Raw genomic sequence first — 26,591 nt, 5'->3', positions numbered from 1 at the left:
AAATTGAAAATTGACAAATTGAACAAATGAATTTCAAAGAAACAAAATTAAAAGGATGTTTTATCCTTGAACCTAAAATATTTAAAGATGAACGCGGTTACTTCATGGAAAGTTTTAATGAAAAAACGTTTTCTGAAGGAATTGGACAAAAAGTAACTTTTGTTCAAGATAATCAATCGTTTTCAACCAAAGGAGTATTACGCGGTTTGCATTATCAAACAGGCGAACATGCTCAAGCCAAATTAGTACGTGTTTTACAAGGTGAAGTATTAGATGTGGCGGTTGATTTAAGACCAAATTCACCAACATACGGACAATACGAATCGGTTTTATTAACTGGCGAAAATCAAACACAATTTTTTATTCCTAGAGGATTTGCACACGGGTTTTTAGTGTTGAGTGATACCGCAACGTTTTTTTATAAATGTGATAATTTATACAATAAAGAAAGTGAAGGCGGATTAATGTATAACGATCCAACGGTTAATATCAATTGGAATTTTCCTTCAGAAGAATTGATTATTTCAGAAAAAGATCAAGTGTTACCAAATTTAGAAAATATTAGAAAAGTATGGTAGTATTAGTTACTGGAGCCAACGGACAATTAGGACAAGCGATACAGTCGATTGCGGATAATTATCCTTCAATCGATTTTGTGTTTTGTTCTTCTTCAGAATTAAACATTACCGACTTAACAAATTGCGAAACCGTTTTCGAAAAATATAAACCGAATTTTTGTATTAACGCAGCAGCTTACACCGCTGTGGATAAAGCCGAATCGGAACCAGAAAAGGCATTTGCTATCAACGTTACTGGCGCGCAAAATATTGCTGAGGTTTGTAAAAAACACGATACTATATTATTACATATTTCTACTGATTTTGTTTTTGATGCGAAATTTGTTGACGGAATTGCGTATTACGATAGAGAATTACGTTTACCACTAAAAAGCGAAAAAGGATTAACGGAAACAGATGTTCCATTTCCAGCTGGAATTTACGGATTAACTAAATTACAAGGCGAACAAGCCATACAAGCCACTTATGCTAAACATTTTATTATTAGAACGTCTTGGGTGTATTCGCAATTTGCTAATAATTTCATGAAAACCATGTTGCGATTGGCTTCGGAAAGAGACAGTTTATCAGTAGTTTCAGACCAAATTGGAACTCCAACAAATGCTGTTGATTTAGCGGAGGCTTTAGTAAAAATGATAAAATTTTGTCAGACTGAGCCTGTTGAAGTCTTCGGAATTTATAATTTCTCAAACGAAGGTCAATGTTCATGGTACGATTTTGCCAAAGAAATATTTAATCAAAATAACATTTCTATAAATTTACAAGCGATTCCAACTTCAGCTTATCCTACACCTGCTAAAAGACCAGCGTATAGTGTATTGGATAAAACTAAGATAAAAGAGGTTTTTGGAGTGCAAATAAATGATTGGAAAGAAAGTTTAAAAACGGTTAAACGATGAAATTATCTATAGTATCACCAATATATAAAGCTGAAAATATAGTTGAGAAATTAGTTTCGGAAATTGAAAAAGAAGTATGTAAATTGAACATTACTTACGAAATTATTTTGGTAGACGATAGAAGTCCTGATAATTCATGGCAAAAAATGAAAACAATTGCTGCTCAAAATGACAAAGTTAAAATTGTAAGATTGAGCAGAAATTTTGGCCAACACCCGGCAATTATGGCTGGATTGCATTTTGCACAAGGAGAATGGGTTGTTGTAATGGATTGCGATTTACAAGATCAACCTAAAGAAATTCTCAAATTATATAATAAAGCAATTGAAGGATATGATATTGTTTTAGCTAGTAGAGAAGTTAGAAAAGATAGCTTTTTGAAAAAAACCACTTCAAAAATGTTTGCAAAATTATATGGTTACTTAACAGAAAGTAATTTTGATAATTCTGTAGCGAATTTCGGGATTTATAATAATAAAGTTATTGCCGAAGTTTTAAACATGAATGATTATATAAAATCTTTTCCATTATTTGTGCAATGGGTTGGTTTTGAAAGAACTACCATTAAAGTAGAACATGCATCGAGAGACTCTGGAAAATCATCATATACTTATAAAAAATTACTAAGTTTAGCTTTCAATACTATAATTTCGTTTTCTAATAAGCCTTTAAAATTATTTGTTAAATTTGGTTTACTAATTTCAATTTTATCGGTTTTAGTAGGCATTATTAATATATACCAACACATTGTTGGAAAAATATCAGTTATTGGTTATAGTTCACTAATTGTTTCAATATGGTTGTTATCAGGAATAATTATAACAATTATTGGTGTTGTTGGAATTTATATTGGAAAAATATTTGATCAAACTAAAAAAAGAAAATCGTTTATTATTGATAAACAATAAATAATATATAGAAATAAAAAATGAATAATTTAATATTTAAATCTGAAAAGGAAAGTAAAAGATTCCAAATGAATATTTTAAGAGCCAGTATGGAATCTTTAGATATTAAAACGCTAAATAATGCTATTTTAGAGAACCACACAGATTTAACAATATTAAGACTGCCATGTGAGAATTTACCTCAAATTTCAAAATTACAAAATCTAGGTTTCCCTTATTTTCAAACGGATACTCTAGTTTATTATTATGTTGATTTTAATGAATATCAACCAAAAGAATTAAAAAACAGTGATTTAACTTTTGATTTTGCTACCAACCAAGATAAAAATATTCTTTCTGATTTAGTAGATAAAATTTTTCCAGGTTATACTAATCATTATAACTCTAATCCTTACATCGATAAACAAAACATATTAGAAGGTTATAAAGAATGGGTTATTGACTTTATTGGTGCAGAAAACAAATATGTCTTTTTAGTAAAAAAACAAGGAGAAATTATTGGTTTTGCAACTTGTACTAATGAAAATAACGAAGCAGAAGGAGTTTTATATGGAGTATTACCAACAGCTTCTGGTGGTGGAGTTTATTCTGATATTATTAGATATACTCAAAGTTTCATGAAAGATTTAGGTGTAAACATAATGAAGGTTTCTACACAAGTACAAAACTACGCTGTTCAAAAAGTTTGGAGTAGAGAAGGTTTTTTTATGAAAAAATCATTTGCAACTGTACACATAAATAGTCTTTTAAACTATTCACACTTTCCAAAAAAATCTTTTCAAATAGAAATTTCGGATGAAACAATAAAAAATTACGGTACTTTAAGTGGAGATATAAACCCTGTTCATTTTGATGATGAATACGCTAAAGAAATAGGTTTTGTAAAAAGAATTTCACACGGCTTAATAGCAAATGCAGAAATGTCTAAATATTTTGGAATGGAATTTCCAGGAAATGGAACACTATTTATGTCATACTATTATAAGTTTTATAAACCTTTATATCCAAATCAAGTTTATAATGTAGAAATAAATGTACCTTTTTATGATGCTTCAAAAAACTTGTATTTATGTTTAGTCAAAATTTATGATCAAGATAATAATTTGTGTCTTTTATCTTATAACGATTTAATTAAGAAATAAATCATGATACCATTTAATAAACCCTATTTAACAGGTAGAGAAACAGAATACATAACAGATGCTGTAGTTTCAGGAAAAATATCTGGTAACGGAAAATATACAAAATTATGTCAAGATTTTTTTGAGGAGAAATTCGGATTCAAAAAAACATTGCTAACAACTTCATGTACAGACGCACTAGAAATGGCTGCAATTCTGATCAACATTAAAGAAGGCGATGAAGTAATTATGCCGTCTTATACTTTTGTATCCACTTCTAATGCATTTGTTTTAAGAGGAGCAAAAATTGTTTTTGCGGATAGTTTACCAAACCATCCAAATATGGATTGTAGTACTTTGGAAGCCTTAATTACACCAAAAACAAAAGCCATTGTTCCTGTTCATTATGCTGGTGTGGCTTGTGATATGGATATTATTATGAATTTGGCTCAAAAACATAATTTATATGTAGTAGAAGATGCAGCTCAAGCCATTGACAGTTATTACATAGGAAAAGACGGAATTAAAAAAGCATTGGGTTCTATTGGACATTTAGCAGCATTTTCATTTCACGAAACTAAAAATATTATTTCTGGTGAAGGCGGAATGTTAGCAATTAATGATGAACAATTTATAGAACGAGCTGAAATAATTTGGGAAAAAGGAACCAATCGTTCTGCTTTTTTTAGAGGAGAAGTAGATAAATATGGTTGGGTGGATATAGGTAGTTCATTTTTACCTTCTGAAATTATTGCAGCTTTTTTATGGGCACAATTAGAAAATTTAGAAGACATACAAAAAATCAGAAAACAACATTGGGAAGCGTATAATACTCAATTGGAAAATTGGGCAAAAAACAATGAAATTGAATTGCCTCAAGTTCCAAATTATGCAACAAATAACGCTCATATGTTTTTCTTAAAATGTAAAAATATTGAACAACGTTCAGAGTTAATAAACAAATTAAAAAAACAAAATACGCATCCGGTTTTTCATTATATCAGCTTGCATTCTAGCCCTTATTATATTGAAAAACACGATGGTAGAAACTTACCATATACAGATAACTTCACAGATACATTAGTAAGACTTCCATTGTTTTATGAACTAGATGTGCAAACAGTAATTAATCAAATAAAAGAATAGTATGGTAATTACAACTATTGCAGATAATCTTTATTTAAAAGACGGAATTTATTTTTCTAAAAACCAATCTAATATATCTTATCCAGAAGAGGGAAATCAAATTTGTTTTCAATTAGAAGATAACAGTTTCTGGTTTAATCATAGAAATAATTGTATTATTGAAATGGTTAAAAGACACAATAATAAGCAAATGTTCTTTGATATTGGCGGTGGAAATGGTTTTGTTGCAAAAGGGTTACAGGAAACAGGAATTAAAACAGTTTTAATTGAGCCAGGAATTCAAGGATGTTTAAATGCTAAAACTAGAAATTTAGATACTATTGTTTGTTCTACTTTAGAAGATGCGGGATTTAGTATAGAGTCAATCCCTTCCATTGGTTTATTTGATGTAGTAGAACATATTGAGAATGATATTTCTTTTTTGAAATATATTCATTCTTATTTAATTCCAAACGGATTAGTTTATATTACTGTTCCAGCTTATCAATGGTTGTGGTCTGAAGATGATGTTATTGCAGGTCATTACAGAAGATATACAGTTAAAAATTTAGAAAAAAAGTTACTTGACAATGGTTTTGAAATTGTGCAATCAACATATATATTTTCTATTTTACCAATAGCAGTATATTTGTTTAGAACATTACCAAGTAAGTTTGGATTAATTAAAAAAAATTCTGCTGATAGATATAATTCAGAACATAAAAAAGGAAATGGATTTGTGTCTAAAATGATTGATAAAATTTGGGCTTGGGAAAGAAATAAAATCATAAACAATAAATCAATTAAAGTTGGAGGAAGCTGTTTAGTTGTAGCTAAAAAAATAACAAATAATTAATAAATATTGAAAAATGAATAAAACTAAAATAATAAACTTTTTAAATGAGCACAAACTGATTATAATCATTTTAGCTGTTGCTACTTTTTTAAGAATTTTTAAATTAGATTTTCAAAGTTTATGGTTAGACGAGTTATATACAATGAATGTTGCAAATCCTAATACTGGTTTTGTAGATATGATAAAAGATATAACTATAAGAGAAAGTTTTCCATATTTATATTTTATTGTTGTTAAAACTTTTTTTATTTGTTTTGGATATGAATCGACTGTTGCTAGAATTCCTTCAATGATTTTTGGAATTTTATGCGTCTTTATGATTTATAAATTAGGTAAAGAGTTAATTTCAAAAAAAGTTGGATTAATTGCAGCAGCGCTAATTACATTAAATCAATTTAGTATTTATAATTCACAAGATGCAAGAGCCTATACATTTTATTTATTTTTTGTTTTAACATCTTATTATTATTTATATAAATTTATTAAAAAACCATCTAAAAAAGAAGCATTAAAATATGCTGTTTCCGCAGGTTTGTTACTAAATACAAATTTTTTCTCTGTAACAAATGTTTTAGCCCAAGGTTTTTTATTATTAATATTTTTAGTATTTCTAATTGATGACAAGAAAGAAAAAATAGAAAACTTTAAAAGGTTAATGCTTTCTATTGGTGTAATCTTTTTATTTTTTTTACCAAATATTTATAAATTTTATTTAGCATCACAATTTTATTCAGATTGGATTCCAGCGCCAACAAACGGAGGTGTAACACTAATGATTAAAGAATTAGTTTGTGATTCAGAATTTGTGCTTTTTATTTTTGGAATTTTAGTAATGTTTTATTTTATAAAAGCATTCAAATATCCAAATTCTGAGGGTATTACAAAAAAAATTACCGACAAAAGAGTTGTCACATTTTTAATTTTAATAAGTTGGATAACTTTTCCATTAATTATACTTGTCTTAAAATCATATTTAAGTACTCCATTATATATCACAAGATATTTATATAGTATTTTACCAGCAATTATTATAATATTAGCCATTTCAATTAGTGAAATACAAAACAATATTATTAAATACTGTATTTTATTTTTAATAATTTTTTCACAATTTGTTGATTTGACAATTGTAAAAAAATATTACAAAGTGCCTAATAAAACACAATTTAGAGAAGCTTCACAATTGGTTATAGATAACAATAAAAATAATGAACCAGTTTATACAAGTCTTAAATATTGGTTTGATTTTTATTTTAAAGATAAATTCAACACAATTGAAAAACCAGATTTAGAATTTGTTATCAATGAAATGATGACTGATTCAACCAAAATTAAACCATTTTGGTATACAGATGCTCATGGAAAACCATTTAAATTATCCGAGAAAGCTCAACAATTTGTAGATAGTAAATTTCTTATTGATGAAAGTTTTGATGGTTTAGACGCATGGTCTAGACATTTTATCCTAGAAAAAGATGCTGTTTCAAAATTTGACATAAATCAATACAAACCATTGAACACAAATAATGGAGATTTAGCCAAGGTTTGGATTGAAGTTTTTGAAAAAGAAGCAACTAGTTATAAGATTTCTGGTTGGGGATTTTTAGAAAATATTGATAGTAAAGACAATAAAATAAGCATAATTTTAGTTAATAATAATGAAGCAAAAGTTATTAAATGTCAACAGACACCAAGAACAGATATAACAAAAGCAGAAAATAAGGGCTTAAATTATGATAATTCTGGATTTATAACTAAAATTCAATTATCAAATCTCCAAAAAGGAGAATATAAAATAGGCGTTTTTATTGAGAATAAAAAAGAGCATAAAAAAGGGTTATATTTAACCGATAAAAAAATAATTATTAATTAAAAATGTATATTTTTGCACAAATAAATTAAAAAAAAAATTTAATATGAAAAGAATAATTTTATTTGCGTTCTCATTATTACTATTTGTATCTTGTAAAAACGAAGACAAAAAAGCTGAAGATTCTCAAGAAGCTGTTGCAGAAAAAGTTATGGATACAGTTTTTACAGTAACATTAAACGCAACTGTTAAAAAAGACGATAGTTTCCAAATATACTATAGAAAAGCAGGGGAAACAACTTATGTTGAAACTAGTTCTTTTTTCACAGAATTTAAAGGAAGTGATAAACCACAAGACATCGTATTTAGATTACCAGAAGGAGTTATTCCAGATTATATTAGAATGGATTTTGGTACAAATAAAGATCAAGAACCTTTTACAGTTAATAGTTTTAAAATGAGTTATTTCGGTAAAGAGTTTAAAGCTTCTGGAACTGAATTTTTTAATCTTTTATTAGTAGAGCAAAAAACAGCTACTTTTGACGCTGAAAAAGCGATAATAACGCCTTTAACTGTTAATGGAATTCATGATCCTCAAGCAACTTCTGAAAAGAGATTGTTTGATGAAATTCAAAAAATTGTGAAATAACATTTCCAAAATAATATATTTAAAGCTATAGTTTTTTAATTATAGCTTTTTTTGTTTCAAGTCTTTTTTTAAAAATCAAAAACAAATAAGTGAACATTTTAAAAACATTAATGGCAAATGCTCAAATTAAAAAACTGTTACAATATGGTATTGGTCAGGGTTTTAATGTAATTGCACCATTTATTGTTATTCCTTACATCATTTTAAAATGCGGGGAAGAAAATTTCGGAAAATCTGCTATCGGTTTATCAGTAGCTTTTTTTATAATTGTTTTTATTGATTTTGGGTGTGATATTTTAGGCGTAAAAGACATTTCTATAAATAGAGATGATATAGATAGAAGAAATTATATCATTTCAAGAGTAACTTATATTAAAGCATTTTTTATTGTTTTATCGAGTATAATTTTCTTGATAATCATTCAGCAATTTGAATTTTTTAACAAAGAAAAAGATCTTTATTATTTTAGTTTTTCTGTTTTTATGGCTCAAATTGTCAATCCATTATGGATTTTTCAAGGTTTAGAAAAGTTTAATCTGTTTTCTTATTTTAGCATACTTTCAAAAAGCATTTATATCCTTTTAATCTTTTATTTTTTAGATCAGAAATCAGATTTTATATATATTAACTTAGCATTTGGCTTAAGTATTTTTATTGCAGGAGTTGTTTTCTTTTTGGTTTTAAATAAAAAATATCAATTTGTTTTTGTACCGATTAAAATTTCTGAATTATACGGTTATATGTATGAAAACAGAACCTATGTTTTTTCACAAATATTTATTTGGATGCAATTGTATTCTCCAATTTTATTAGTGAATTATTTCGGAACCAGTGTACAAGTTGGACAATTTAGAATTGTTGATCAAATCATTTCCATTTTTAAAACCTATGTACTTTTAAGTTTTAATTTTATTTATCCTAAGATTTGTTTCGAATTTGATAAAAAGTATAATAAAGGTGTTAGAAGTTGGAAATTATTCAATAGCATGAATTTTATTTTTCTAAGCACTTTAATAATTGTACTATTTGTTTTTAGTTATGAAATAATTAATTATTATAATATTTTAAATAAAAATTACGTTACAGAGTTGTTACAAACAGCATTGATATATCCAGTAATCTTTTTTATTGTTTATGCATTTAAACAATTATTATTAGCCTTACATTTTGAAAAAATATTTTCAAGGATAATCATCGCAATGTCAATTTTAAACTTAATAATAATTTCATTAGTTTATGACAAATACAGTTTGTTTGGTGTTTTTTATTCGTTTATTTTTGTAGAATTCATAACATTATTAATACTTATATTTTTAACCTTAAACAATAAGGTTTTAGCTCCCAAAAACAAGAACTATGAAGTTTAAACCAGCATATTTATTATATATATTATGTTTAGTAATTTTACTTTTTAATAATTACGAGTTAACCTTTGTAGTTTGGTCATTAACAGCATTTATTACAATAAGATCTAGTTTTTCAAAGAATTTCTTTTATATCATAAGTTGTTACTTTGTTATATTAATTATTAGTTTTCTTACGGAATTATTTTTTTATGATAACGCAATTTTCAACAAAATAAGAGACGTTACCTATTTATTAAAACCCATTATAGGTTTGGTTATTGGATATAATTTTGCTAAAAAATACGCTAACAACGCTTTAATTTATATTATCAATTGTGGCGTTTTCCTTTCGATAATTCATTTAATAATTATTTTTTACTCTATTTTAGCTCATAAAACATTATCTGTTTCAGCAATTAGACATTATGCAGGATATTTTAATGACTTTGAACCTTACGTTTTTGTCCTTCTTTTGTTTTCAGTTAAATTTAGTATTGATATTCCAAAGAAAAAAAGACTTTTATATTTATTAATAGTTGGAACATCGATTTTATGTTATCTTTCAAGAACTAATTTCTTGCAAATATTAATATTAATTCTGGCTGTTAAAGGCTTTTTCAATTTAAATGTAAGATCTGTTAAAGTAATTAGCTTTACTATTTTACTTACTCTAGTTAGTTATGCCATCATCTATAATTCCAATCCAAAAAGAAAAGGAACGTTTACAGATGAGTTTTTATACAAAGTAAAAATTATTCCAATAGAAGCTTTTAAAACTAAAATTAACAAAGAAGATTGGAAAGATTTTAATGATAATTTTAGATCTTTTGAAAACATTAGAACTGTTAATCAAATTTATTATAAAGGAACTCAAGCCATAATTTCAGGTAATGGTTTAGGTTCAACTGTTGATATTGGAAGACTTATGGTAACAAACGACGGAACAAAAGTGCGTTATTATCCTTATCTTCATAATGCTTTTTCAACCATTTTATTAAAATCAGGTTTATTAGGAATATTTATTTATTTGTTATCTATTTATTTTATTTCAAGAAAAATTGAATCAGATAATATTCAAATTAATAATTTAAATAAACTGCTATTAGGATCTGGAATTTTCCTATTGATGTCAAGTTGGGTATTTATGGGATTTTACCTAAAATTAGATAGTAAATCAATTTTAGTTGGATTGTTATTAGGATACAGAGAATATTTATACAAAAAAGAAAATTTAATTGGATAATCATAAATTAAAAGTATTTGTAGATTGCCATGTCTTTGATGGCGGTTTTCAAGGAACAAGAACGTATATTCAAGGTTTATATCTAGAACTTATTAAAGATAAAAACATAGTCTTTTATTTTGCAGCTAATGATGTTAACAATTTAAAATCCATTTTTGGCGAGCAAGAAAACATTGTCTTTTTGAAATATTCCTTTAAAAATAAATTCTTAAGATTATTGTTCGATATTCCTTTTTTAATTCTTAAAAATAAAATAGATTTTGCTCATTTTCAATATATAGTTTCACCTATAAAACTTTGCAAATATATTGTTACTACACATGATGTTTTATTTATAGATTTCCCTAATTATTTTTCAAAATTAAGTAGAATTAAAAACACGTTTCTTTATAAACACGGTGCAAAATGTGCAGATATTAGGTTGACTGTTTCAGAATATTCAAAAAATCAAATAGCTCAACATTTTAATATTCATAATTATCATATTACTCCAAATGCGGTTGATGATGTGTTTTATGAAACATATAACAAATCTGAAATTCAAAAAACGGTTTCTGAAAAATATAATTTGACTAATTATATAATTTATATTAGCAGATGGGAACCTAGAAAAAACCAACAATTGCTTTTAAAATCGTTTGTAGATTTGAAATTGTATAACGAGTACCAATTATTATTTATTGGAGATAGTACTTTATATAATTATGAATTTTTTGATGTTTACAACAATTTAGATGAGAAAATTAAAAGTAAAATAATAAAAATGGACAAAACAGATTTTGAAACAATGCTACTTTTATTAAGAGGCGCAAAAGTATCTGTTTATCCATCAATTGCAGAAGGTTTTGGAATCCCACCATTAGAATCTATTGCTGCAGGAATTCCAACAATATGTTCCAATCAAACCGCTATGTCTGATTTTACTTTTTTGAAAAAATATGAATTCAATCCTTTTAATGAAGTTGAATTTAAAGAAAAACTAATCTCTATCTTAAATACAGATTTTTCAAAAGATTTTACTGATATTTCACAAAAAATAAAAGCAAATTACTGCTGGAAAAAATCAGCAAACGAATTAAAAAAACTAATTACTGATTTTTAGCCGTTCCACTTCCAAAAAACTTATTCTTAGTTTGTACTAAAAAATTAAAGTTTTTAGCTAATAGTTTTTTAAATACAGAAGCGTCTTCTTTTGGAAACCAATCAGTAGTACGAGGTGTTTCTAGAATTTTATTATGTATTTGATAGGCATAAGTAGCAATGTATAGGCTATAAATTAAAATGTAATAATAATACAATATAAAAAAGGTCGAAAAACCGTTTAAAATCAACTAATTAGGGCTAAAAAAGTCCTTTTTTTGTTTAAATTAAAATGTGTCAATAACTACCATTAACTGCAATTTAATTACTCTTTAATTGTCGTTTAAATTCCGTACAAGGTTATTTATTTGCCATTTCGGAGCGTTATTTACTAATAACTACCATTTATAAGGCTTTACAACAAAAAAACCGCTTATTTAGGCTTAATTTTTAAGCCTTTTTTTGTACCCGAAAAGCAACAAAAACAAAACATCACTTTTTTATCATTTTTTAGTTGGAGTTGCATTTGGGGTTGCAGTTGGGGTTGCAAAAATTAGTTTTTAAATAGGTAGTAAAACACTATTTAAGTGTAAAAAATAGCCGTTTTTGTCAAAATATTGCAAGTAAACACCCCCCATACATACATAGGTATTTTTTAATATTATATTGTATTTATTTAAAAATCAAGAAGTTACATTTAGTTTATGAAAACAACCACAAAAAAAGATATACTTTTACCCTATTATCTGCTAATTACCCATCACTTTTAACGCCCACTTTACTACTACTTGCAAGTAAAAGTTCTTTTTTTAGTTGCTCAATGGTTTGCTTCTGGTCCTGTAACTCTTTTTCTAATGATCTAATTTTATCTTTTTGCAGTTCTATTATATAGGTATCCTTTTCATTAGTTGACGGAGCCTCTTTTTGTTTTAACATTTCACCATGCCCCATTATTAGCCATTCTGCATTTATATAATCATTTGTTGATAAAATAGCATATAAAACATCGTAACTTGGCTTAGATTTACGGCCAGAAACTATATTAAACACAACTTGAGCGGCAAACCCTATACGTTCGGCAAATTTTTTTTGACTTCCATTGTATTGATTATCAATAATATACAATATTCTTTCATTAATATCTAAAATTTTATACATCATTTGTTGTTTTTATTAATCATTTGATTATATATTTGCATTTCAAATAAGAAAATACAAAAGCAATGAACAAAGTTATTCAAAAAAACAAGAAATACACTTATGACCAGCGAATAATTGAAGCACTTGTTACTAAGTATGGTTTAACTAAGGTGTACATCCGCATGTGCTTAAGAGGTGGCTACACCACTATAACTGCCGACAAAATAAAAGCAGACTACAAGCTGCTTGAAAAACAAATGAAACAAACCCTTGAAAATTTTAACGCTAAAAACTAACAACTATGATCACAACTAAAATTATTCATCACATTAACCGAGACTTCACGCATGAAGTTGTAGAAAAGCTATTTTATTTTTTTGGCTTTTGCATTAAAAGAAGTTTAACCACTAATATTTTATAATCATGACTATTTCTCTTTCAATTTCGATTTCAAAAACTGCTCAAACTCAAAAAGAGCAAAATCTGCCTTTGCAGGATTGTACAGCCCACCGCCGAGCCGATTTACTTGCTGCTGCGTTTTCTGAATTAAGGTACGGTAATACTGCTCCTCATACACCTTGGATTTATCCTCGTCAAAAATTTGTTGAGAAAGTTCAAACAACCCAATAGTTAAGGTTTGTAAGTGTGCGTTGTTTTTAGCTACTTCTAAAAGCAACACATCTAAAGTATTTTGTAAGTCTTTAATTTCACTCATATCACTAAAATTTTACAGTTGAGAGCGTAAAAGTAGTGATTTCTCCGATACAGGTTTGTCATTCATTTGATTGATGTGTTTGCAAGGTTCGATTCCTTGGTCGGAACAAAAAATATAAAACATGCCTTTTATATACGAACATAACAAAGTAGCGGTAGAACTGGAAGAGCTTGTTCCAAGATTTTGGAATTGTTACTCTACTTTAAAAAGTGAAGTACATCGCTACAGTAAAAAACAATTCGGCATCAAGCGTTTACAAGTTGGTGGCAACGGTCGTAAACTATTGATTGACTTTGATACGCTAAAACCCGAAATACAAGAAGCCCTTGGCGACCCTCGAAAAGTAGAAAACCCGTTGGAGTTATTCTATAAAGAAGATGCAGACGCACGCAGATACTACAGCACTTTCAAGAGAAACGGTTTGGCTCTTAAACAAGATGAGCAAGAGCGTTATGTAGTCAATGCAAGCGTTATGAATGCAGTTATAGAACTCGAGCAAAAACGAATTAGTTTGAGAGGTAGTTCAAGAGGTGTAATTGATACACTTATTTACGAGGTTGAGAGTTTTCAAAACGCACTAAAAGTAAATTACGGCTACGAACATACGCTACCCGTTTCAAAACGATTTAAACAGGCTTTAAAAGCGTATAAAGACAATAAATACTATTCGTTGATTAAAGACGCTAACGGAACGGGTAAACAAAATGCCCGAAAAGTAGATGACCGTGTAGAAATGATTTTAAATGCGTTGTTTAAAAATCAATCTCACAAACCAAGTCCTACCGAAATAGCTCGAAGCTATGAGGCGTTTTTAAGTGGATATGCTCAAGTGTACAACGAGGACACAGGCGAGCTTTACAACCCTAAAGAATTTCCAAAACTATCGGAGGCAACCATTATCAATTACTTAAATGCTTGGAAAAACCGCATTGCTACTCATGCATCACGTAGCGGAAACCGTCAGGCGTATATGGGACAATACAAACCACATCATCAAATGGAATTACCAAAATTAGCGGGTTCAATTATCTCAATCGATGACCGTCAACCGCCATTTATCTACAATGAAAAAGGCGACCGCCTTTGGTATTATATCGGAATGGATGTAGCAAGTCGCTGTTTTACCACGTTTGTATATGGTAAAACAAAAGAGGGCTTAATAGTAGATTTTTACCGCCAAATGGTACGTAACTATACCGATTGGGGTTTTTGTCTTCCGTTTGAGCTCGAGTGTGAAAGTTCGTTAAACAGTTCTTTTAGAGATTCCTTATTGAAACCTGGTGCAATGTTCCAAGAGGTGCGAATTGAAGCAAACAACGCTCGTGCAAAGTATATCGAGAGAGCATTTGGAGAGTTACGCTACGGACACGAAAAACAAGAGGCAGGTTGGATGGCAAGGCCTACAGCAAAAAGCGAAAAAAACCAAATAGGAGCTTTACAAGCAAAAGGTAAAAAAGAAATGGTAGTTCCTTACGACCAGTTGGTTAATATGACTTTATCACATTTAATAAATTGGAATGATATGCCACACCCGGAAAACTCCGAATTTACTAATTGGCAGTATTTTAGAGAGTTTCAAAACCCAAATTTAAAACCTACCAACTGGGCCGCTATACTTCCCGTAATTGGTTATAAAACTAAAACCTCGTGCAAATTAGGCTACATTACACTTCAAGGCGAGAAACGTGCCATAGCAGAAGCAAACGAAATATTACTTGGAGAGGCACTTATCGAAAAAATGAAAATTATCGAGGATAAGGAGGTAGATGTTTATTGGTTAGACGGCAACGACGGAACTGTTTTAAAAGCATTAGTGTACTATAAAGAACGCTTGATTTGTGAAGTTATGCCAATGCCAAAATATAACAGAGCAAAAGCCGAAAGAGTGGACGGAATAGACGACAAAGCCTATCAGTTACAAAGTGCTTATGTAGCATCTGTAGAAGCATTTGCAAAACGCCAAAGAAACAACATCGATAACATTAATATTTTAGAAAATACACCAAAAAGACAAAGCAACGGCTTTACCATTCCAAACCTTAAAAGGTTTGAACTTAATGAGGAGCCTGTAGAAGTTTTTGAGGACGAAAACGACGACAATTTAGTATTAATACAAAACAACGCTCAACCAAAAGGATGGCGTTCCAATTTTAACCTTTAACCTGACACGTTATGAACCTGACAAACGAATTTAAACAAAAAGTTGTAACCGCTCTTTTAGAGGCAAGAGAAAACTACGGAGGCTCTGACTCCGATTATGCAAAATCAAAGGGCATTAAACCTGCCATTTACTCAAGAATTAAAAACGGCGAAACCGAGCGTATTTTATCAGATACGGTTTGGATCACTTTAGGACGTGAATTACAAGTAAAAGTTTACGAGGATAAATGGAAAGTTGCCCGAACATCTGTTTACAACGAGATTGAGGACAATTTAAGATTTTGTAAAGAGTTGAGCAAATCCATGGTGTTAGTGGATGACTGCGGTATAGGTAAAACCTATTGCACTAAACACATCATTCGTAAAATGAAAAATACTTTTTATGTGGATTGCTCTCAAGCTAAAACCAAACAACAATTTGTTAGACTTTTAGCGAAAACGGTGGGTATCGACAATACCGGGAAGTATGTAGATGTTAAAGCCAATTTAAAATACTATTTAACAACTCTTGAGTTGCCTCTTATCGTTTTAGACGAGGCAGGAGATTTAGAATACACGGCCTTTTTAGAACTTAAAGAACTGTGGAACGGTACAGATGGCGTTTGCGGTTGGTATATGATTGGAGCGGACGGATTAAGAGCAAAAATTGAGCGAGGTATCAACGGTAAAAAGGTAGGTTATGCTGAAATATTTAGCCGTTTCTCGGATGAGTTTATAAAGTTAGTTCCACAAGGCAAATTAGACCGTAACGCTTTTTATTCGGAGCTAATTGGAGCGGTTGCACAGGCAAACACTCCCGACCAGAACAAAGTACAATTATTGGTTAAAAAATGCTTGAGCAAAGAAACAACACTTAGGTATTTAGAAACCTTAATAAAAATAGGGGCATAATGGCAAGAGCGATAAATACGAATATCCTCCTTTCAAAAACTTTTAAACTATTTGAATTTAAGGGCTTGTGGAGTTCCATTTTTGGGCAACCATCTAAAGGCGGTATTTGGATTATCTACGGAAAAGAAAAGCACGGAAAAACCACTTTTGCCCTCAAGTTAGCGGACTATTTAAGCCAATATGAAAAAACGCTTTACATCTCGGGCGAGGAGGGTTTAGAAAAGGAGTTCAAGGATGCCGTTAAAAGAGCCGGAGTAAATCCAAAAAACAAACGGCTTTTATTTTCAGATTATGTGGAACTGGGAGAGGTTAAAGAAAAATTAAATAAACGCCATGCACCTAAAATAATAATTTTTGACAATACAACAGTTTACAACGACGAGTTAAAAAATGGGGAACTCCGAAGATTGGCTTTACAATACCCAACTACAACCATGATTTTTTTAGCTCATGAAGAAAAAGGAGAGCCATATACGGCAACTGCTAAACTTTGTAAAAAACTGGCAAAAATTATAGTTCACATCGAGGGTTTAACTGCTTTTATTTCGGGTAGATGTCCGGGAGGCACAATAACAATAAACGAACAAACAGCAATGCTGTATCACGGAAGTCAAATTTTAAACAACTAACTATGAAAGCAATTTTAGTAAGGCTAAACAAATCGCAGGAAGATTACGAGTTTATGGTAATGAACATTTACCTACGTTGGTGTATGGACTTCGCAATTAACTACACAAACGACCTCCAAAAGGTTGTAGCAAACACTCCAATTAACAAGTATTTTTTAACCGAGTTTAAAAAAATTGAAACCGATTTTTTGGAGATAATGCAAGAGTATGATGGGGCAACTAATATAAAACCAAAAGATGCTTTGCAGGTATTTAATAGATGTTCTATTCAAATATTCAATCGTTACCCAAAAATTTTAATCCACGAGGCTAAAAAGCTAAACATTATCAACCATGACCATACAGCAAATTAAAAATAAAATAGTGGAGCTCGAGTATTGGCTTGAGCATAACCATAGCCACCCCGACCGTATTAAGGTACAGGCAGATTTAAGAGAATTACAACAGCAACTAATAAGCAAAGAGAATGAATTTTGACTACAATTTAGAAAATGTAAATAACCGCATTGCTGATTTGCTTACGGTATTACAATACGACACCGAGGAGGTACAACACTTTACCATTACCGAGCGAATTTTAATAAATCAAGAAAGAGCCGCAATGATGGATTTTAAAAACTATCTTTTTAGAGAGCTCGATTATGATAAAGTTAGATTTTACCGAGTTCCCGAAAACATAGAAACAAAAATACAAACCATTTTAAAAAATGTCCATTTTAAAAACTGGCAACCTCAAAACAAAGATTATGAATAACAACATTAACGACATTGAAGTACACGAACCACAAATTTTAAGTAACATGAGTAAAATTAATTTAGCCGATTTAACTCCCGAAGAGAGAAAGGCATTAGTAGAGCAAGCCAAAGAGCTTGAAAAGCAAGAAAAAGCCAAAAAAACCGAAAACGTAAAGGCTTTAAAAGAACTATCGGAGGACTTTGTAAACCGTAACATTGATCACCTTGTAAACCAACACAAAAACGTTGAGGATTTTATCGCAGCTCTTTTCAAAGATTACAACCATATCAAAGAACTCAAAGCCGATATATACGGTGTTGAAAAAAACAATCAAGATAGCCATACTTCTACACTTTCAGACGGAAGTGCTTCTATAACCATTGGCTACAATGTAACGATTGGTTTTGATGGTACGGAGAGTTCCGGTGTGGAAATGATTAAGAGCTATATCAACTCATTGGCTACCGATGACGAGAATGTGAAAAAATTAGCAAAAATGGTTAATACATTCCTAAAGCCAAATGCAAAAACAGGAATGTTAAACCCGGTTAAAATTATCGAATTAAGTAAACTACGTGATGAGTTCAACTCCGAAAAGTTTAACGAGGGATTAGAGATTATTTTCAACGCACAGCAACGCCGTCAGAACTCTATGTATGTAAGCGGTTGGAAATTTATTGATGTAAACGATATTCCTAAAAAATTAGAGTTCAGATTTACGGTATGATAACAATTGTCCCAATAACAGACCACGAGGTTTACGAGGTAAACGGTAAAGAAATTTACAAAGACGGTAACGGGCATTGGGTAACTCGGCAGGAGTTTACACAGCAGGAACGTAACGCCTTTATAAATTACAAAAAAGCCGTAATAAGTAACCCAAATTTCAAGAAACACACAAAGGCAACCTATAAAGTTTAGTCAGGTGGATTTCCCGAATGGCATACAGTCAAAGTTCGAGTCTTTGCCGGGAGCAAATTTTTAAATTATACAACAATGGGCAAAAAAAATGACAATGCGTATCACGTAAAATTAAAGTTAATACCTAACAAAGTAGGTTACAAATCAAGTTTTGTACAAGGTATTGTTTTTGAAACCTCTCAAGAACTTGCAGTAAAATTAGCCAAGGAGAGAATAAAAGAGTATTTAAAAAAAGAACCTTTTGAAATTGATGTTAAGGTACAATCAGCATACAAATTAAGAAAAGATTTTCTTTTCTCAAATCTTAATGAAGACGATGGCAACGAAAGTAAAACCAAATGAGACCATAGGCGACCACTTGCCTATACTCACATGGCAAGTTAATCGGATAATGAAAAACTGCCAGTACAAAGATGATATTAAAGCCGAATGGGTGCAATGGGTTACTGGCGATGTAAAGCGTACAAGTTTAAAGTCAATTACTCAAGCACAGGCTAAAAAAATCATTATGACACAGGAAGGCTCAACACCAGTAACGACAGGTCGAGACCTGTCAGAAAACTGGGCAGTATTTGACAAATCAAACCAAAAGCATCGGGTAATATTATCTTGTATGTATCAGGCTCAATGGACTGTACCAAGCGACAAATATGGAGAAATTCCCGACATGGAACGATTAAGCAACTTTTTAAAGTCCGATAGGTCGCCAGTAAAAAAGCCACTCAAGGATATGCAACCCTTTGAACTTGAAAAAGTAATTGCAGCTTTAAACAGTATCATCAAAAGTATTCACAAATGAAACCTTGTAAGCATAACCCACGACTAAAATGCGAGTGGCCTACTTACTGCGAAAATTACAAATGTGATTTTGATGATATAACACCCGAAAACTGCGACCACAAAGACACCAGTATAGTAGTTATTGAGGTTGTTTTAAACTGCGAAAAAACCGCCATACAATGCGATTATTGTGGCAAAATAGTAACCGAACCAAAAACCGACTGTAGATGAAAACATACGAAGGAACTATGACTATTAAATGGTATAAAAATGATAACGGTGGAGATAAACGACCGTTAACATTAGTTGCTAAAGATAAGCTACACTTAAAGGAGCAACTTAAAAGTATTCGCAAATGTTTTATCGAGTTTGGAGATGATCCGAAACAAATACCAACATACAGAAAATATAATCCCGATGCTCGAGCTTATTCCGTTCAATTTGAAATTTATGAGAGAAAATGAAAATAGAACTCAAACTAAATAACGACTCTATTATTGCCGTAAATGAACTTTTAAGTTACATCTACGATATGGAAAGGTCAAACGATAAAAAAGTAAATGTTTATCGCTCCATCGGTTACGATTTAGCCGATAAATTCGATAGTAAAGCCAAACAATTAGTAAAAAAAGCCACTTTATTCGATTCAAAAAAGAAGCATAAAATTACATTAAAGTATCACGAGGCTTGGGCTTTAGAAATTATTTTAAGAGAGTTATTCACTTACACCGATAACCACTATGTAAGATTAAGAGTAAACCTTGTAATTGATGATTTAAACCAAAAATTAGCATGAGCGACCAGTTAATTACCTACACCGTAAAAAGTAAAAACTCTGCAACTGTATGGCGGTTTAAATATCATTTAAACGGTACTTTAAATGAGTTTAAAGTTTTAGAGGGCATACCCTCAGAAGTGCAATTTAACTGGCTTTTTAAAAAAGGTAATTTCCCATACTATGAACAACAAATAAAAGAATGGGAAACTAAACTAAAAGCCAATTTTGAAATTGTAAAAGGCGAACCCGTTTTAACCTTTGAGGCACTTTGGGACAAATACAACTTAAAGGTTAAACGTATTGAAAGCGAAAAGGCATTCAAAAAATTAAAAGAGGCCGATATTATCAAATGTTTTTTAGCTGTGCCCGGTTACGATAAATATTTACAACGTAAAGGAACTGGAAAGGCTCATTTATCCACTTTTATAAATCAACGATACTTTGAAGATGACTGGAGTAAAGCCTAAAAAAGAAATAGTCTTATTAGAGTTGTTTAGTGCTAAGGTAGATTTTTTTTAAAAAAACCATTAAAATTTAAAAAATAATTTGTATGTTTGTCGTGCTAAACATAATCGGAGCAATCCGTAAAAATTTTATCGACAATAAGAGTTACTCGCTATGAGTAGCGTATCCGAAAGGTATGCTGACCTATCTTCACCGATTGTGTTTAGCAACTCTACGGTGGGTAACTCGCATACATTTAACAGCTAAATAAAATGAATGCAAAAAACAAAACACTGGTTGAAGTGATGGAATTTCACGGCAACCAAGTTGCCTTTGAAGAATTTAATGGCAAAATGATGGTTAATGCCACACAAATGGCAAAACCTTTTGGTAAAACTCCTAAAGATTGGCTTAGAACCCAGCAAGCCAAGGATTTAATTGAAGTAGTAGCCGTTAGGCAGAAATGCCTACCGACTGATTTAAAAGTAGTTAGGAATGGAGGTACTAATTTTGGTACTTTATTTGAGAAAAATGTAGCTTTATTTTTTGCCCAATGGCTGTCTCCAGAGTTTTATTTAGCTTGTAATGAAAAGTTAGAAGAGCTTTTAACCAAACAAGTACTTCATTTAGAACCGAAACTCAATGTTTACCCTATTGTTGATGAAGGCGTATTACTTTATCCATATAATGAATGCCTAAAATCATTAGGAGCGTCAATAAAAAGTAGTGCAAGTCGTAGAAAAGCAAAATTTCCGCAACACTTTAAAATGAAATTTGGTAGAAACTTTATAACAGGTCAATACTTCGACTTATTACAAGGCTATTACAACTACAAAAACGCAACTAACCAATTAAAACTTTCATTATAATGGCAAAGAAAATAACAAAGTCAGGTAAAACCATTTATAAGTTTAAAAAAAGGGAAATGGCTCAAATTCTTTTAGATGTTGCAAGAATTGAAGATAAAGAACTTCGTTTAAGTTTAATCAATAAATTAGATGTACAATGAAAGCTACAAAATACTTCCGCACTAAAAAGGCCATGACACAGTTTGCCAAAAACTTCAAAAGCCTGCATCCGCTTAACTGGTACATACGCACTACTTTAGAATGCGACCACGCCATTATTAACAAGCGTAAAGCCATTGTGTTAGTAGCCAACGAAAAAGTAGAGCAACGCATTATACTTTGCCCTATTTGCAACCAGCACGGCAATTCAATTGATGTTCAACCCTTAAATAAGTAAGTTATGATTTGGTTAGACGATAACGGAAACATAGTAATCCGCACCGAGATTAAGGCAAAAGATGTACACGAAATACACCACATGAAAAAAACAGTATTAGATTTATTAGCCACTCAAAATAAAGATTTTCACAACCCAGACGAAAACTTTTGGGCGTTTGAATTGGTAAAGCTATTAGAACCCGAACCCGAACAAATTTGCCTTAAAAAAGAATAATTACACCAACCGCTTGTTAATTCAAGCGGTTTTTTTATTTTTGAACGGAAACAACTAAAAATATTAATTATATGGGATTTTTTGACGGATTACAACAAAAAGTAAATGAAAACGCTAAAAAGGAGTTGGATAAGATTTTACCCGAAGGCGAAAATGTTGTAAAAATTTATATTGTAAAAGAAGATTTTTGTGCCATTACGGATAAACGAGTAGCCTTTGTTGATAAAAAACTATTAGGTAGTAAAAAAACGTTAACATCTGTACCTTTTTCAAAAATTAACTTTGTGGCTCTAAAAAGAGGCGGTTTTTTATCAATTTCAAAAGAGGTAATTATTGGAACTGGTGGACTTACTTTAGAGGTTGATACTTATGATGGTGAGCAAGCCTATGAGATTATGAGGGAGATTTCAAAAAGACTTTAAACTAAAAGCTCGCAGAAATGTGAGCTTTTTTTATGTAAAAAAATCGCCTTGTACAATTAAACGTTCCTTTATAAATTTGCTACATGTCTAAAGAGCAAAGATTTAAAGAGCGTAATAATTATGTTCGTCGCCTGTTTCACGAAACGCAAAACAAATACCCCAAGTGGCGTATTGAGTGCGTTATTGAGGAGGTGGCAAAGAAAGTCTTTTTAGCAGAGCGAACGGTAGAAGCTATCGTAAGCTATGAGGGCATTTACTCCGATAAACCGATTTTAAAAAATCAATCCAACCCAAACCAAACTTCACTTTTTTAAACGCTTTTTAAAAAGTAATTAAATTATTTGTATATTTGCATTGTCAGACTCGAGGGTCGGGCAACGCTAAGGCGTATAGTGTATTTTACATTATACGCCTTTTCTATTGAAAATAATTAGTTTACCGTCCTTTAAAAAAATTACTTGGTCAAACTGGTAATTCTTATCTTTAAAAATGTGAATTGCCCTATTTTGCATTATTTTATCAGTTAGCGGTTTGTCTAATTGACTATCACTAATAACGGCTATTGCTCCCTGCTTTGATGCTCCGTTTGCATTCCCTAAAATATTCTTTATTGCCTTTGGTCGTTTAATATCAAAGAACAAATTACCTACTTTTAAATCCGGGTTGGATGTCTTTGATTTAAGATTTGGAAAAATAAGGCTTCTTATTGTTTTCTCCTTTTCGTTAATCTCTGGCATCAACTCGGCTGTTTTACCCATCTTTGAAAACTCGGTAGCCGTTTTTATAATATCGTTATAATCTCCACCTTTTTTAGTTAATAAATGCTCTAAAACTTTGCCCTTTTTGGTAGTTGATAATGTTTTGAATTGCTCCGATCTATCCGACTGCAAAACTTTATTATTAAAGTATTTAGTCGCTTTGCTTTTTGCCTCTTTTTTATCTCCTGGAATAAGTCCTAATTCATAAGGATTGCCGTTGAAAATTTGACCACTATAATAAGGGTTGTTTTCATGCTCCTTTTTAAACTTGAAATTTGGTATTTTTTCGCTTGCCTCCTCGTCTGTTTGAACAATACCACAACGACACCCCCAGTCAAAAGGCGGTGTATGACTTTTCCAAAAGGAGTGGTTTACGGGTAAAGTTAAACCGTCTAAAATTTTATGTGATTCACGCACTCGAGCATCTCCTGCTGTTACAATTTTCAAGTTAGGATACAAATCGGCATCCGCCTCAAACTCCTGCCACTTTTCGGCCATATTGGCAACCGCTACAGTATGATGATATTCGGTTTTTAACCAACGACGATTATACTCTATATGCAACTCATCTGCTACGGCTTTAAACTCTCCCCATGGCAATATTTTACCGTCTTTAGTAAGTGCAGCTTCTAACTGTTTTCTAAAACTCGTTTCTTTAAATGCAGAAAATTGAGCAATATTATACTTTAATGAGTGAGCTAAAGCGGGGTCGTACATTTCGGGATTTGGTTTGTATCCTGCATCAACTGCCTGCGAAAGTTCTTTATAATAATACTCCCAAAGTTTCTTTTGATTTTCAGATGATACGGCTCTATCGTCAAAAAGTTGCCTTAAATAAACCTCAATTAGCCTACTTAAATCGTCGTCCTCTTTGCTTAACTTTATAGGTTCATGTTCGCCACAGCAATGAGTTCGATAATGCAATTTAAGCAGGCTTAACGCTTTTTTGTATTATCAGGTTTTTTAACTTCTTGAGTAGCTCCCGGCATACTTTCCACTTCTACACCATAAGTCTCCTCGATGTAATCTTGAGTTAATACATAACCTGCACCTAACAAAACTCCGTCTATTTTGATTTGGTCGTTTGGGTCGGTAGTTTTTTCAACAGCTATTTTTGCTTTATCTGGTATTTTGTAACCAAGCAAACGCATGGCAGGAACTAAACGATTATTAAGGAATGCTAGTTCCTTTTTTTCGTCTGCATAGATGACCTCCTCAAGCGTATTTTCGTGTACGCTACCTTGTGCTTTGCTTGATCCGTTTTCCGTGGTCATGGTTTGGTGTAAAACCAATTTTGAAAGCTCTGCATCTAACGCTTTAATCTTTTGAAAGAATACATTAAAAGAGTCGGTTTTGCTGTTTTCTTTTATATCTACCTCCGTACCAATTGGGAATACCCCATAAGGAGCTGACCCCATTTCTTCTAACCAACCTGCAACTTCATTTTTTACGGTTTCACTTTGTGAAGCTATTTTTGCTATTCGTATCGGAATACCAAACAACTCCTCAAACTCATCCCAACTACCCCAAGAGTGGCGTTTTAAAATAGTATATACCGCAGCTTTTTCTAATAAACCTACATTATCATAAAATTGGGCATATAGCAAAATATCTTTAATGGTGCTGTAATCTATACCTTTATCGGCATTGATGTCATAAAGTAAAACTTTATGCTCTGGAACAACTAAACCTCTTTCGATGAGTTCAACTTCTTTAATGTTACCTTTTTCAAAATCTTTTACCCAAATTAAAGAGTAACCGTAATAGGTAGATTCGTGAGCCCATTGGATAATATTTTCAAACCATTCTTTGTCCTTGATAAGTTCGGTTAAAGCATCATCTTTAATACCGTCAATTGTAAAAATGTAATCTTTGTTTGTGGTTCTTAATGTGCGGTTACCTGTAATTCCTGTAAGGTGTCCGTCAAGCATAACATCTTGATACAATTCTTGCATTAAGTAAGTTTTAGGAACTTCCGCTTGATAACGTGCAAATCGTGAAGCCTGCCAATCGTTTAACTCTTTTCTCCAAAGGCGTCTTTGACGGCGGATAACATCAACCATTAGTTTGGTAACTTTTTCAATATTTTGGGTATCTGCACCCGATAAAGTTACTTTTTTACCTATTGCGTTACCCGAAAGGTTTACGGTACTTTTCGTAATTCCTTTTATTGGGCTTTGAGTCCTGTTTTTATTTCGATTTTTGTGCATACTATTTTTTTAATAATTTGTCCAGTTCCTTTTTTACTTTATTACTTATTTGGGTATTCAAGTAATTTGATTTACCCATAAATTGGCGTTTAGGCATTCCATCAAGTCCCTCATTGTGTCTTTGGGCATATTCCTTATAGGTGTAAAAACTAACTTGACTACTTCCTAAACTTATTTTATAACGAAAGGAGTTTTTTAACTTATCGCCTCCAGTTCCGAAGCCTGTTAATATAGCTCTGTCTTTATTTTTACTACCGTATCGGTTTAAATTCCCTGCCTTACCTCTCCTGCTGGTTCTGTACCTTGTAATATCACGCCCTTGTTTGTCTTCTGTTTTACGCTCCTCCCATTTTTGTGTACTGGTGTCGGTAAATCCCTCATCTCTAAAATTCTTTGCAATAAAGTTTTTACCCTCAACTCCAATAATCCGTAAAACATTGTTTGGCATTTCATGGGCGGCTCTATAGAGTAGTTTTTGCAACTCTGATAAATCCGCCATTAGAAATGGTTTTTGTAATTTTTACGACTTCCTAACTTCATAAAAGTTGCAGGAGTGTCGGGAGTTCCATCTCCATCGGTGTCGTTTTGTCTAATAGGCAACGGAGGTTTTATTTTGCCCTCCGATACTTTTTCGAGCCATAACATGGCCTCGTCATATCGTGCCTTGGCAACCTCGTTAAAAACCTTTGTACGGCGGATGTAAATTTCATGTATTACAATGCCTTTTAAGTGTTTTAAAACGGTTCTATTTCTGTCGTCTCCCGAAGCATTAAAAATAGCTTCGGTGTCGAAATATTGATATAAATAACTCGACATTAAATCAATGCTTTCTAAAATAATATCGGTTACTATACTGTCGTCGTTATTGATGATTTTATTAATAATTTCATCGGTAGCAACTGTTTTTAATTCTGCCTTTTCTAAAAACATA

The 26,591-nt window shown here is 31.2% G+C and carries 36 protein-coding genes; 29 read left to right on the top strand and 7 right to left on the bottom strand.

From position 1 onward, the window contains the following. The first annotated feature begins 26 nt into the window (after positions 1–26). From rfbC to BMY86_RS07705, 11 genes are all read left to right on the top strand, one after another. Positions 27–578 carry a dTDP-4-dehydrorhamnose 3,5-epimerase gene (gene rfbC / locus BMY86_RS07755; RefSeq protein ID WP_091467308.1) on the top strand — a complete coding sequence of 184 codons (552 nt, stop codon included), beginning with the start codon at positions 27–29 and terminating at the stop codon, positions 576–578. Then, positions 572–1,477, top strand: a complete 906-nt coding sequence (gene rfbD / locus BMY86_RS07750) for a dTDP-4-dehydrorhamnose reductase (RefSeq protein ID WP_091467306.1) — start codon at positions 572–574, stop codon at positions 1,475–1,477. Before rfbC ends, rfbD begins: the two co-directional genes overlap by 7 nt. Beyond that, positions 1,474–2,385 (top strand): glycosyltransferase family 2 protein, encoded by a 912-nt coding sequence (locus tag BMY86_RS07745; RefSeq protein WP_091467304.1) that lies wholly within the window; start codon positions 1,474–1,476, stop codon positions 2,383–2,385. The genes rfbD and BMY86_RS07745 overlap by 4 nt, the downstream gene beginning before the upstream one ends. Positions 2,386–2,405: 20 nt before the next feature. After that, positions 2,406–3,527 carry a bifunctional GNAT family N-acetyltransferase/hotdog fold thioesterase gene (locus tag BMY86_RS07740; protein WP_091467302.1) on the top strand — a complete coding sequence of 374 codons (1,122 nt, stop codon included), beginning with the start codon at positions 2,406–2,408 and terminating at the stop codon, positions 3,525–3,527. 3 nt (positions 3,528–3,530) lie between these two features. Further along, complete coding sequence (rffA, locus tag BMY86_RS07735; RefSeq protein WP_091467300.1) at positions 3,531–4,652, top strand: dTDP-4-amino-4,6-dideoxygalactose transaminase; 1,122 nt, start codon at positions 3,531–3,533, stop codon at positions 4,650–4,652. Between the two features lies 1 nt (position 4,653). Continuing rightward, positions 4,654–5,487: a class I SAM-dependent methyltransferase gene (locus BMY86_RS07730; protein WP_091467298.1), complete on the top strand. Its 834-nt coding sequence runs from the start codon at positions 4,654–4,656 to the stop codon at positions 5,485–5,487. Positions 5,488–5,500: 13 nt separating this feature from the next. Continuing rightward, positions 5,501–7,360, top strand: a complete 1,860-nt coding sequence (locus BMY86_RS07725) for a glycosyltransferase family 39 protein (protein ID WP_091467296.1) — start codon at positions 5,501–5,503, stop codon at positions 7,358–7,360. Positions 7,361–7,403: 43 nt separating this feature from the next. Further along, positions 7,404–7,946, top strand: a complete 543-nt coding sequence (locus BMY86_RS07720) for a hypothetical protein (protein WP_091467294.1) — start codon at positions 7,404–7,406, stop codon at positions 7,944–7,946. Positions 7,947–8,035: 89 nt separating this feature from the next. Next, positions 8,036–9,313, top strand: a complete 1,278-nt coding sequence (locus BMY86_RS07715; RefSeq protein WP_091467292.1) for an oligosaccharide flippase family protein — start codon at positions 8,036–8,038, stop codon at positions 9,311–9,313. Beyond that, a complete protein-coding gene (locus BMY86_RS07710) occupies positions 9,303–10,535 on the top strand; it encodes a hypothetical protein (RefSeq protein WP_091467289.1) in 1,233 nt (410 codons plus the stop codon). The genes BMY86_RS07715 and BMY86_RS07710 overlap by 11 nt, the downstream gene beginning before the upstream one ends. Then, complete coding sequence (locus tag BMY86_RS07705) at positions 10,528–11,637, top strand: glycosyltransferase family 4 protein (protein ID WP_091467286.1); 1,110 nt, start codon at positions 10,528–10,530, stop codon at positions 11,635–11,637. Before BMY86_RS07710 ends, BMY86_RS07705 begins: the two co-directional genes overlap by 8 nt. On the opposite strand, the gene BMY86_RS07700 is transcribed toward BMY86_RS07705, so the two are convergent. Together BMY86_RS07700 and BMY86_RS07695 are read right to left on the bottom strand one after the other, a co-directional pair. After that, positions 11,624–11,833 (bottom strand): hypothetical protein, encoded by a 210-nt coding sequence (locus BMY86_RS07700; protein WP_091467283.1) that lies wholly within the window; start codon positions 11,831–11,833, stop codon positions 11,624–11,626. The genes BMY86_RS07705 and BMY86_RS07700 overlap by 14 nt on opposite strands. Before the next feature lie 535 nt (positions 11,834–12,368). After that, the gene (locus BMY86_RS07695) at positions 12,369–12,776 is read right to left on the bottom strand and encodes a helix-turn-helix domain-containing protein (RefSeq protein ID WP_143065625.1); all 408 of its coding nucleotides are present in this window, start codon (positions 12,774–12,776) and stop codon (positions 12,369–12,371) included. A gap of 62 nt (positions 12,777–12,838) precedes the next feature. On the opposite strand from BMY86_RS07695, the gene BMY86_RS07690 reads away from it, so the two are divergent. Continuing rightward, positions 12,839–13,051, top strand: coding sequence for a hypothetical protein (locus BMY86_RS07690; RefSeq protein ID WP_091467278.1), 213 nt, complete (start codon positions 12,839–12,841; stop codon positions 13,049–13,051). A 131-nt stretch (positions 13,052–13,182) separates the two neighbouring features. Here BMY86_RS07690 and BMY86_RS07685 read toward each other — a convergent pair whose 3' ends face one another. Beyond that, positions 13,183–13,470: a hypothetical protein gene (locus BMY86_RS07685; protein ID WP_091467275.1), complete on the bottom strand. Its 288-nt coding sequence runs from the start codon at positions 13,468–13,470 to the stop codon at positions 13,183–13,185. A gap of 421 nt (positions 13,471–13,891) precedes the next feature. Between BMY86_RS07685 and BMY86_RS07680 the strand changes: the two genes are divergently transcribed. The 17 genes from BMY86_RS07680 to BMY86_RS07600 all read left to right on the top strand — a co-directional run bounded on the left by BMY86_RS07680 (position 13,892) and on the right by BMY86_RS07600 (position 23,006). After that, positions 13,892–15,631, top strand: coding sequence for a hypothetical protein (locus BMY86_RS07680; protein ID WP_143065624.1), 1,740 nt, complete (start codon positions 13,892–13,894; stop codon positions 15,629–15,631). Positions 15,632–15,642: 11 nt separating this feature from the next. Beyond that, positions 15,643–16,521 (top strand): AAA family ATPase, encoded by an 879-nt coding sequence (locus BMY86_RS07675; protein ID WP_091467269.1) that lies wholly within the window; start codon positions 15,643–15,645, stop codon positions 16,519–16,521. Next, positions 16,521–17,150 carry a P-loop NTPase family protein gene (locus BMY86_RS07670; protein WP_091467266.1) on the top strand — a complete coding sequence of 210 codons (630 nt, stop codon included), beginning with the start codon at positions 16,521–16,523 and terminating at the stop codon, positions 17,148–17,150. Before BMY86_RS07675 ends, BMY86_RS07670 begins: the two co-directional genes overlap by 1 nt. A gap of 2 nt (positions 17,151–17,152) precedes the next feature. Continuing rightward, positions 17,153–17,503 carry a hypothetical protein gene (locus tag BMY86_RS07665; RefSeq protein WP_091467263.1) on the top strand — a complete coding sequence of 117 codons (351 nt, stop codon included), beginning with the start codon at positions 17,153–17,155 and terminating at the stop codon, positions 17,501–17,503. Positions 17,504–17,616: 113 nt separating this feature from the next. Further along, positions 17,617–17,904, top strand: coding sequence for a hypothetical protein (locus tag BMY86_RS07660; RefSeq protein WP_091467260.1), 288 nt, complete (start codon positions 17,617–17,619; stop codon positions 17,902–17,904). Further along, positions 17,897–18,613, top strand: coding sequence for a DUF3164 family protein (locus BMY86_RS07655; protein WP_177177147.1), 717 nt, complete (start codon positions 17,897–17,899; stop codon positions 18,611–18,613). The genes BMY86_RS07660 and BMY86_RS07655 overlap by 8 nt, the downstream gene beginning before the upstream one ends. Positions 18,614–18,882: 269 nt before the next feature. Then, a complete protein-coding gene (locus BMY86_RS07645) occupies positions 18,883–19,149 on the top strand; it encodes a hypothetical protein (RefSeq protein WP_091467252.1) in 267 nt (88 codons plus the stop codon). Beyond that, on the top strand, positions 19,124–19,606 hold the full coding sequence (locus BMY86_RS07640; RefSeq protein ID WP_091467249.1) for a hypothetical protein: 483 nt from the start codon (positions 19,124–19,126) through the stop codon (positions 19,604–19,606). Before BMY86_RS07645 ends, BMY86_RS07640 begins: the two co-directional genes overlap by 26 nt. A gap of 208 nt (positions 19,607–19,814) precedes the next feature. Continuing rightward, positions 19,815–20,051 carry a hypothetical protein gene (locus BMY86_RS07630; protein ID WP_091467245.1) on the top strand — a complete coding sequence of 79 codons (237 nt, stop codon included), beginning with the start codon at positions 19,815–19,817 and terminating at the stop codon, positions 20,049–20,051. Further along, complete coding sequence (locus tag BMY86_RS07625) at positions 20,048–20,383, top strand: hypothetical protein (protein ID WP_091467242.1); 336 nt, start codon at positions 20,048–20,050, stop codon at positions 20,381–20,383. The genes BMY86_RS07630 and BMY86_RS07625 overlap by 4 nt, the downstream gene beginning before the upstream one ends. Beyond that, positions 20,380–20,832: a hypothetical protein gene (locus BMY86_RS07620; RefSeq protein WP_091467239.1), complete on the top strand. Its 453-nt coding sequence runs from the start codon at positions 20,380–20,382 to the stop codon at positions 20,830–20,832. Before BMY86_RS07625 ends, BMY86_RS07620 begins: the two co-directional genes overlap by 4 nt. A gap of 249 nt (positions 20,833–21,081) precedes the next feature. Beyond that, on the top strand, positions 21,082–21,678 hold the full coding sequence (locus BMY86_RS07615) for a KilA-N domain-containing protein (RefSeq protein WP_245745618.1): 597 nt from the start codon (positions 21,082–21,084) through the stop codon (positions 21,676–21,678). Then, the gene (locus BMY86_RS13065) at positions 21,678–21,818 is read left to right on the top strand and encodes a hypothetical protein (protein WP_177177146.1); all 141 of its coding nucleotides are present in this window, start codon (positions 21,678–21,680) and stop codon (positions 21,816–21,818) included. Before BMY86_RS07615 ends, BMY86_RS13065 begins: the two co-directional genes overlap by 1 nt. Beyond that, positions 21,815–22,054 carry a hypothetical protein gene (locus BMY86_RS12975; RefSeq protein WP_143065623.1) on the top strand — a complete coding sequence of 80 codons (240 nt, stop codon included), beginning with the start codon at positions 21,815–21,817 and terminating at the stop codon, positions 22,052–22,054. The genes BMY86_RS13065 and BMY86_RS12975 overlap by 4 nt, the downstream gene beginning before the upstream one ends. A 3-nt stretch (positions 22,055–22,057) precedes the next feature. Continuing rightward, complete coding sequence (locus BMY86_RS07610) at positions 22,058–22,270, top strand: hypothetical protein (RefSeq protein ID WP_091467236.1); 213 nt, start codon at positions 22,058–22,060, stop codon at positions 22,268–22,270. 71 nt (positions 22,271–22,341) lie between these two features. Next, positions 22,342–22,692 carry a PH domain-containing protein gene (locus tag BMY86_RS07605; RefSeq protein ID WP_091467233.1) on the top strand — a complete coding sequence of 117 codons (351 nt, stop codon included), beginning with the start codon at positions 22,342–22,344 and terminating at the stop codon, positions 22,690–22,692. An 83-nt stretch (positions 22,693–22,775) separates the two neighbouring features. Next, positions 22,776–23,006 (top strand): hypothetical protein, encoded by a 231-nt coding sequence (locus tag BMY86_RS07600; protein ID WP_091467230.1) that lies wholly within the window; start codon positions 22,776–22,778, stop codon positions 23,004–23,006. 90 nt (positions 23,007–23,096) lie between these two features. Here BMY86_RS07600 and BMY86_RS07595 read toward each other — a convergent pair whose 3' ends face one another. The 4 genes from BMY86_RS07595 to BMY86_RS07580 are packed head-to-tail and all read right to left on the bottom strand — an operon-like array spanning position 23,097 to position 26,590. Then, entirely contained in the window at positions 23,097–24,374 is a 1,278-nt protein-coding gene (locus tag BMY86_RS07595; protein WP_091467227.1) for a phage minor head protein, read from the bottom strand. An 11-nt stretch (positions 24,375–24,385) separates the two neighbouring features. Next, positions 24,386–25,660 (bottom strand): phage portal protein family protein, encoded by a 1,275-nt coding sequence (locus tag BMY86_RS07590; RefSeq protein WP_091467225.1) that lies wholly within the window; start codon positions 25,658–25,660, stop codon positions 24,386–24,388. Position 25,661: 1 nt separating this feature from the next. Next, on the bottom strand, positions 25,662–26,159 hold the full coding sequence (locus tag BMY86_RS07585; protein WP_091467222.1) for a hypothetical protein: 498 nt from the start codon (positions 26,157–26,159) through the stop codon (positions 25,662–25,664). Then, on the bottom strand, positions 26,159–26,590 hold the full coding sequence (locus BMY86_RS07580) for a phage protein Gp36 family protein (RefSeq protein ID WP_091467219.1): 432 nt from the start codon (positions 26,588–26,590) through the stop codon (positions 26,159–26,161). Before BMY86_RS07580 ends, BMY86_RS07585 begins: the two co-directional genes overlap by 1 nt. Between the last annotated feature and the right edge of the window lies 1 nt (position 26,591).

The sequence above is a fragment of the Flavobacterium urocaniciphilum genome (genome assembly GCF_900110615.1).
Lineage (GTDB): Bacteria > Bacteroidota > Bacteroidia > Flavobacteriales > Flavobacteriaceae > Flavobacterium > Flavobacterium urocaniciphilum.
Note: the sequence above shows the minus strand (reverse complement) of the source record. Positions and strands in the feature narration are given on the sequence as shown.

What these genes read in the sequence shown, in the direction of transcription:
- BMY86_RS07600 (WP_091467230.1), top strand. Translation starts at nt 22,776, where the DNA reads ATGTCTAAAGAGCAAAGATTTAAAGAGCGTAATAATTATGTTCGTCGC.
- BMY86_RS13065 (WP_177177146.1), top strand. Translation starts at nt 21,678, where the DNA reads ATGGCAAAGAAAATAACAAAGTCAGGTAAAACCATTTATAAGTTTAAA.
- BMY86_RS07645 (WP_091467252.1), top strand. Translation starts at nt 18,883, where the DNA reads ATGGGCAAAAAAAATGACAATGCGTATCACGTAAAATTAAAGTTAATA.
- BMY86_RS07585 (WP_091467222.1), bottom strand. Translation starts at nt 26,159, where the DNA reads ATGGCGGATTTATCAGAGTTGCAAAAACTACTCTATAGAGCCGCCCAT.
- BMY86_RS07610 (WP_091467236.1), top strand. Translation starts at nt 22,058, where the DNA reads ATGATTTGGTTAGACGATAACGGAAACATAGTAATCCGCACCGAGATT.
- BMY86_RS07630 (WP_091467245.1), top strand. Translation starts at nt 19,815, where the DNA reads ATGAAAACATACGAAGGAACTATGACTATTAAATGGTATAAAAATGAT.
- BMY86_RS07690 (WP_091467278.1), top strand. Translation starts at nt 12,839, where the DNA reads ATGAACAAAGTTATTCAAAAAAACAAGAAATACACTTATGACCAGCGA.
- BMY86_RS07660 (WP_091467260.1), top strand. Translation starts at nt 17,617, where the DNA reads ATGAATTTTGACTACAATTTAGAAAATGTAAATAACCGCATTGCTGAT.
- BMY86_RS07655 (WP_177177147.1), top strand. Translation starts at nt 17,897, where the DNA reads ATGAATAACAACATTAACGACATTGAAGTACACGAACCACAAATTTTA.
- BMY86_RS07615 (WP_245745618.1), top strand. Translation starts at nt 21,082, where the DNA reads ATGAATGCAAAAAACAAAACACTGGTTGAAGTGATGGAATTTCACGGC.
- BMY86_RS12975 (WP_143065623.1), top strand. Translation starts at nt 21,815, where the DNA reads ATGAAAGCTACAAAATACTTCCGCACTAAAAAGGCCATGACACAGTTT.
- rfbC (WP_091467308.1), top strand. Translation starts at nt 27, where the DNA reads ATGAATTTCAAAGAAACAAAATTAAAAGGATGTTTTATCCTTGAACCT.
- BMY86_RS07720 (WP_091467294.1), top strand. Translation starts at nt 7,404, where the DNA reads ATGAAAAGAATAATTTTATTTGCGTTCTCATTATTACTATTTGTATCT.
- BMY86_RS07580 (WP_091467219.1), bottom strand. Translation starts at nt 26,590, where the DNA reads ATGTTTTTAGAAAAGGCAGAATTAAAAACAGTTGCTACCGATGAAATT.
- BMY86_RS07725 (WP_091467296.1), top strand. Translation starts at nt 5,501, where the DNA reads ATGAATAAAACTAAAATAATAAACTTTTTAAATGAGCACAAACTGATT.
- BMY86_RS07670 (WP_091467266.1), top strand. Translation starts at nt 16,521, where the DNA reads ATGGCAAGAGCGATAAATACGAATATCCTCCTTTCAAAAACTTTTAAA.
- rfbD (WP_091467306.1), top strand. Translation starts at nt 572, where the DNA reads ATGGTAGTATTAGTTACTGGAGCCAACGGACAATTAGGACAAGCGATA.
- rffA (WP_091467300.1), top strand. Translation starts at nt 3,531, where the DNA reads ATGATACCATTTAATAAACCCTATTTAACAGGTAGAGAAACAGAATAC.
- BMY86_RS07605 (WP_091467233.1), top strand. Translation starts at nt 22,342, where the DNA reads ATGGGATTTTTTGACGGATTACAACAAAAAGTAAATGAAAACGCTAAA.
- BMY86_RS07745 (WP_091467304.1), top strand. Translation starts at nt 1,474, where the DNA reads ATGAAATTATCTATAGTATCACCAATATATAAAGCTGAAAATATAGTT.
- BMY86_RS07685 (WP_091467275.1), bottom strand. Translation starts at nt 13,470, where the DNA reads ATGAGTGAAATTAAAGACTTACAAAATACTTTAGATGTGTTGCTTTTA.
- BMY86_RS07695 (WP_143065625.1), bottom strand. Translation starts at nt 12,776, where the DNA reads ATGATGTATAAAATTTTAGATATTAATGAAAGAATATTGTATATTATT.
- BMY86_RS07710 (WP_091467289.1), top strand. Translation starts at nt 9,303, where the DNA reads ATGAAGTTTAAACCAGCATATTTATTATATATATTATGTTTAGTAATT.
- BMY86_RS07665 (WP_091467263.1), top strand. Translation starts at nt 17,153, where the DNA reads ATGAAAGCAATTTTAGTAAGGCTAAACAAATCGCAGGAAGATTACGAG.
- BMY86_RS07625 (WP_091467242.1), top strand. Translation starts at nt 20,048, where the DNA reads ATGAAAATAGAACTCAAACTAAATAACGACTCTATTATTGCCGTAAAT.
- BMY86_RS07730 (WP_091467298.1), top strand. Translation starts at nt 4,654, where the DNA reads ATGGTAATTACAACTATTGCAGATAATCTTTATTTAAAAGACGGAATT.
- BMY86_RS07640 (WP_091467249.1), top strand. Translation starts at nt 19,124, where the DNA reads ATGGCAACGAAAGTAAAACCAAATGAGACCATAGGCGACCACTTGCCT.
- BMY86_RS07590 (WP_091467225.1), bottom strand. Translation starts at nt 25,660, where the DNA reads ATGCACAAAAATCGAAATAAAAACAGGACTCAAAGCCCAATAAAAGGA.
- BMY86_RS07675 (WP_091467269.1), top strand. Translation starts at nt 15,643, where the DNA reads ATGAACCTGACAAACGAATTTAAACAAAAAGTTGTAACCGCTCTTTTA.
- BMY86_RS07740 (WP_091467302.1), top strand. Translation starts at nt 2,406, where the DNA reads ATGAATAATTTAATATTTAAATCTGAAAAGGAAAGTAAAAGATTCCAA.
- BMY86_RS07620 (WP_091467239.1), top strand. Translation starts at nt 20,380, where the DNA reads ATGAGCGACCAGTTAATTACCTACACCGTAAAAAGTAAAAACTCTGCA.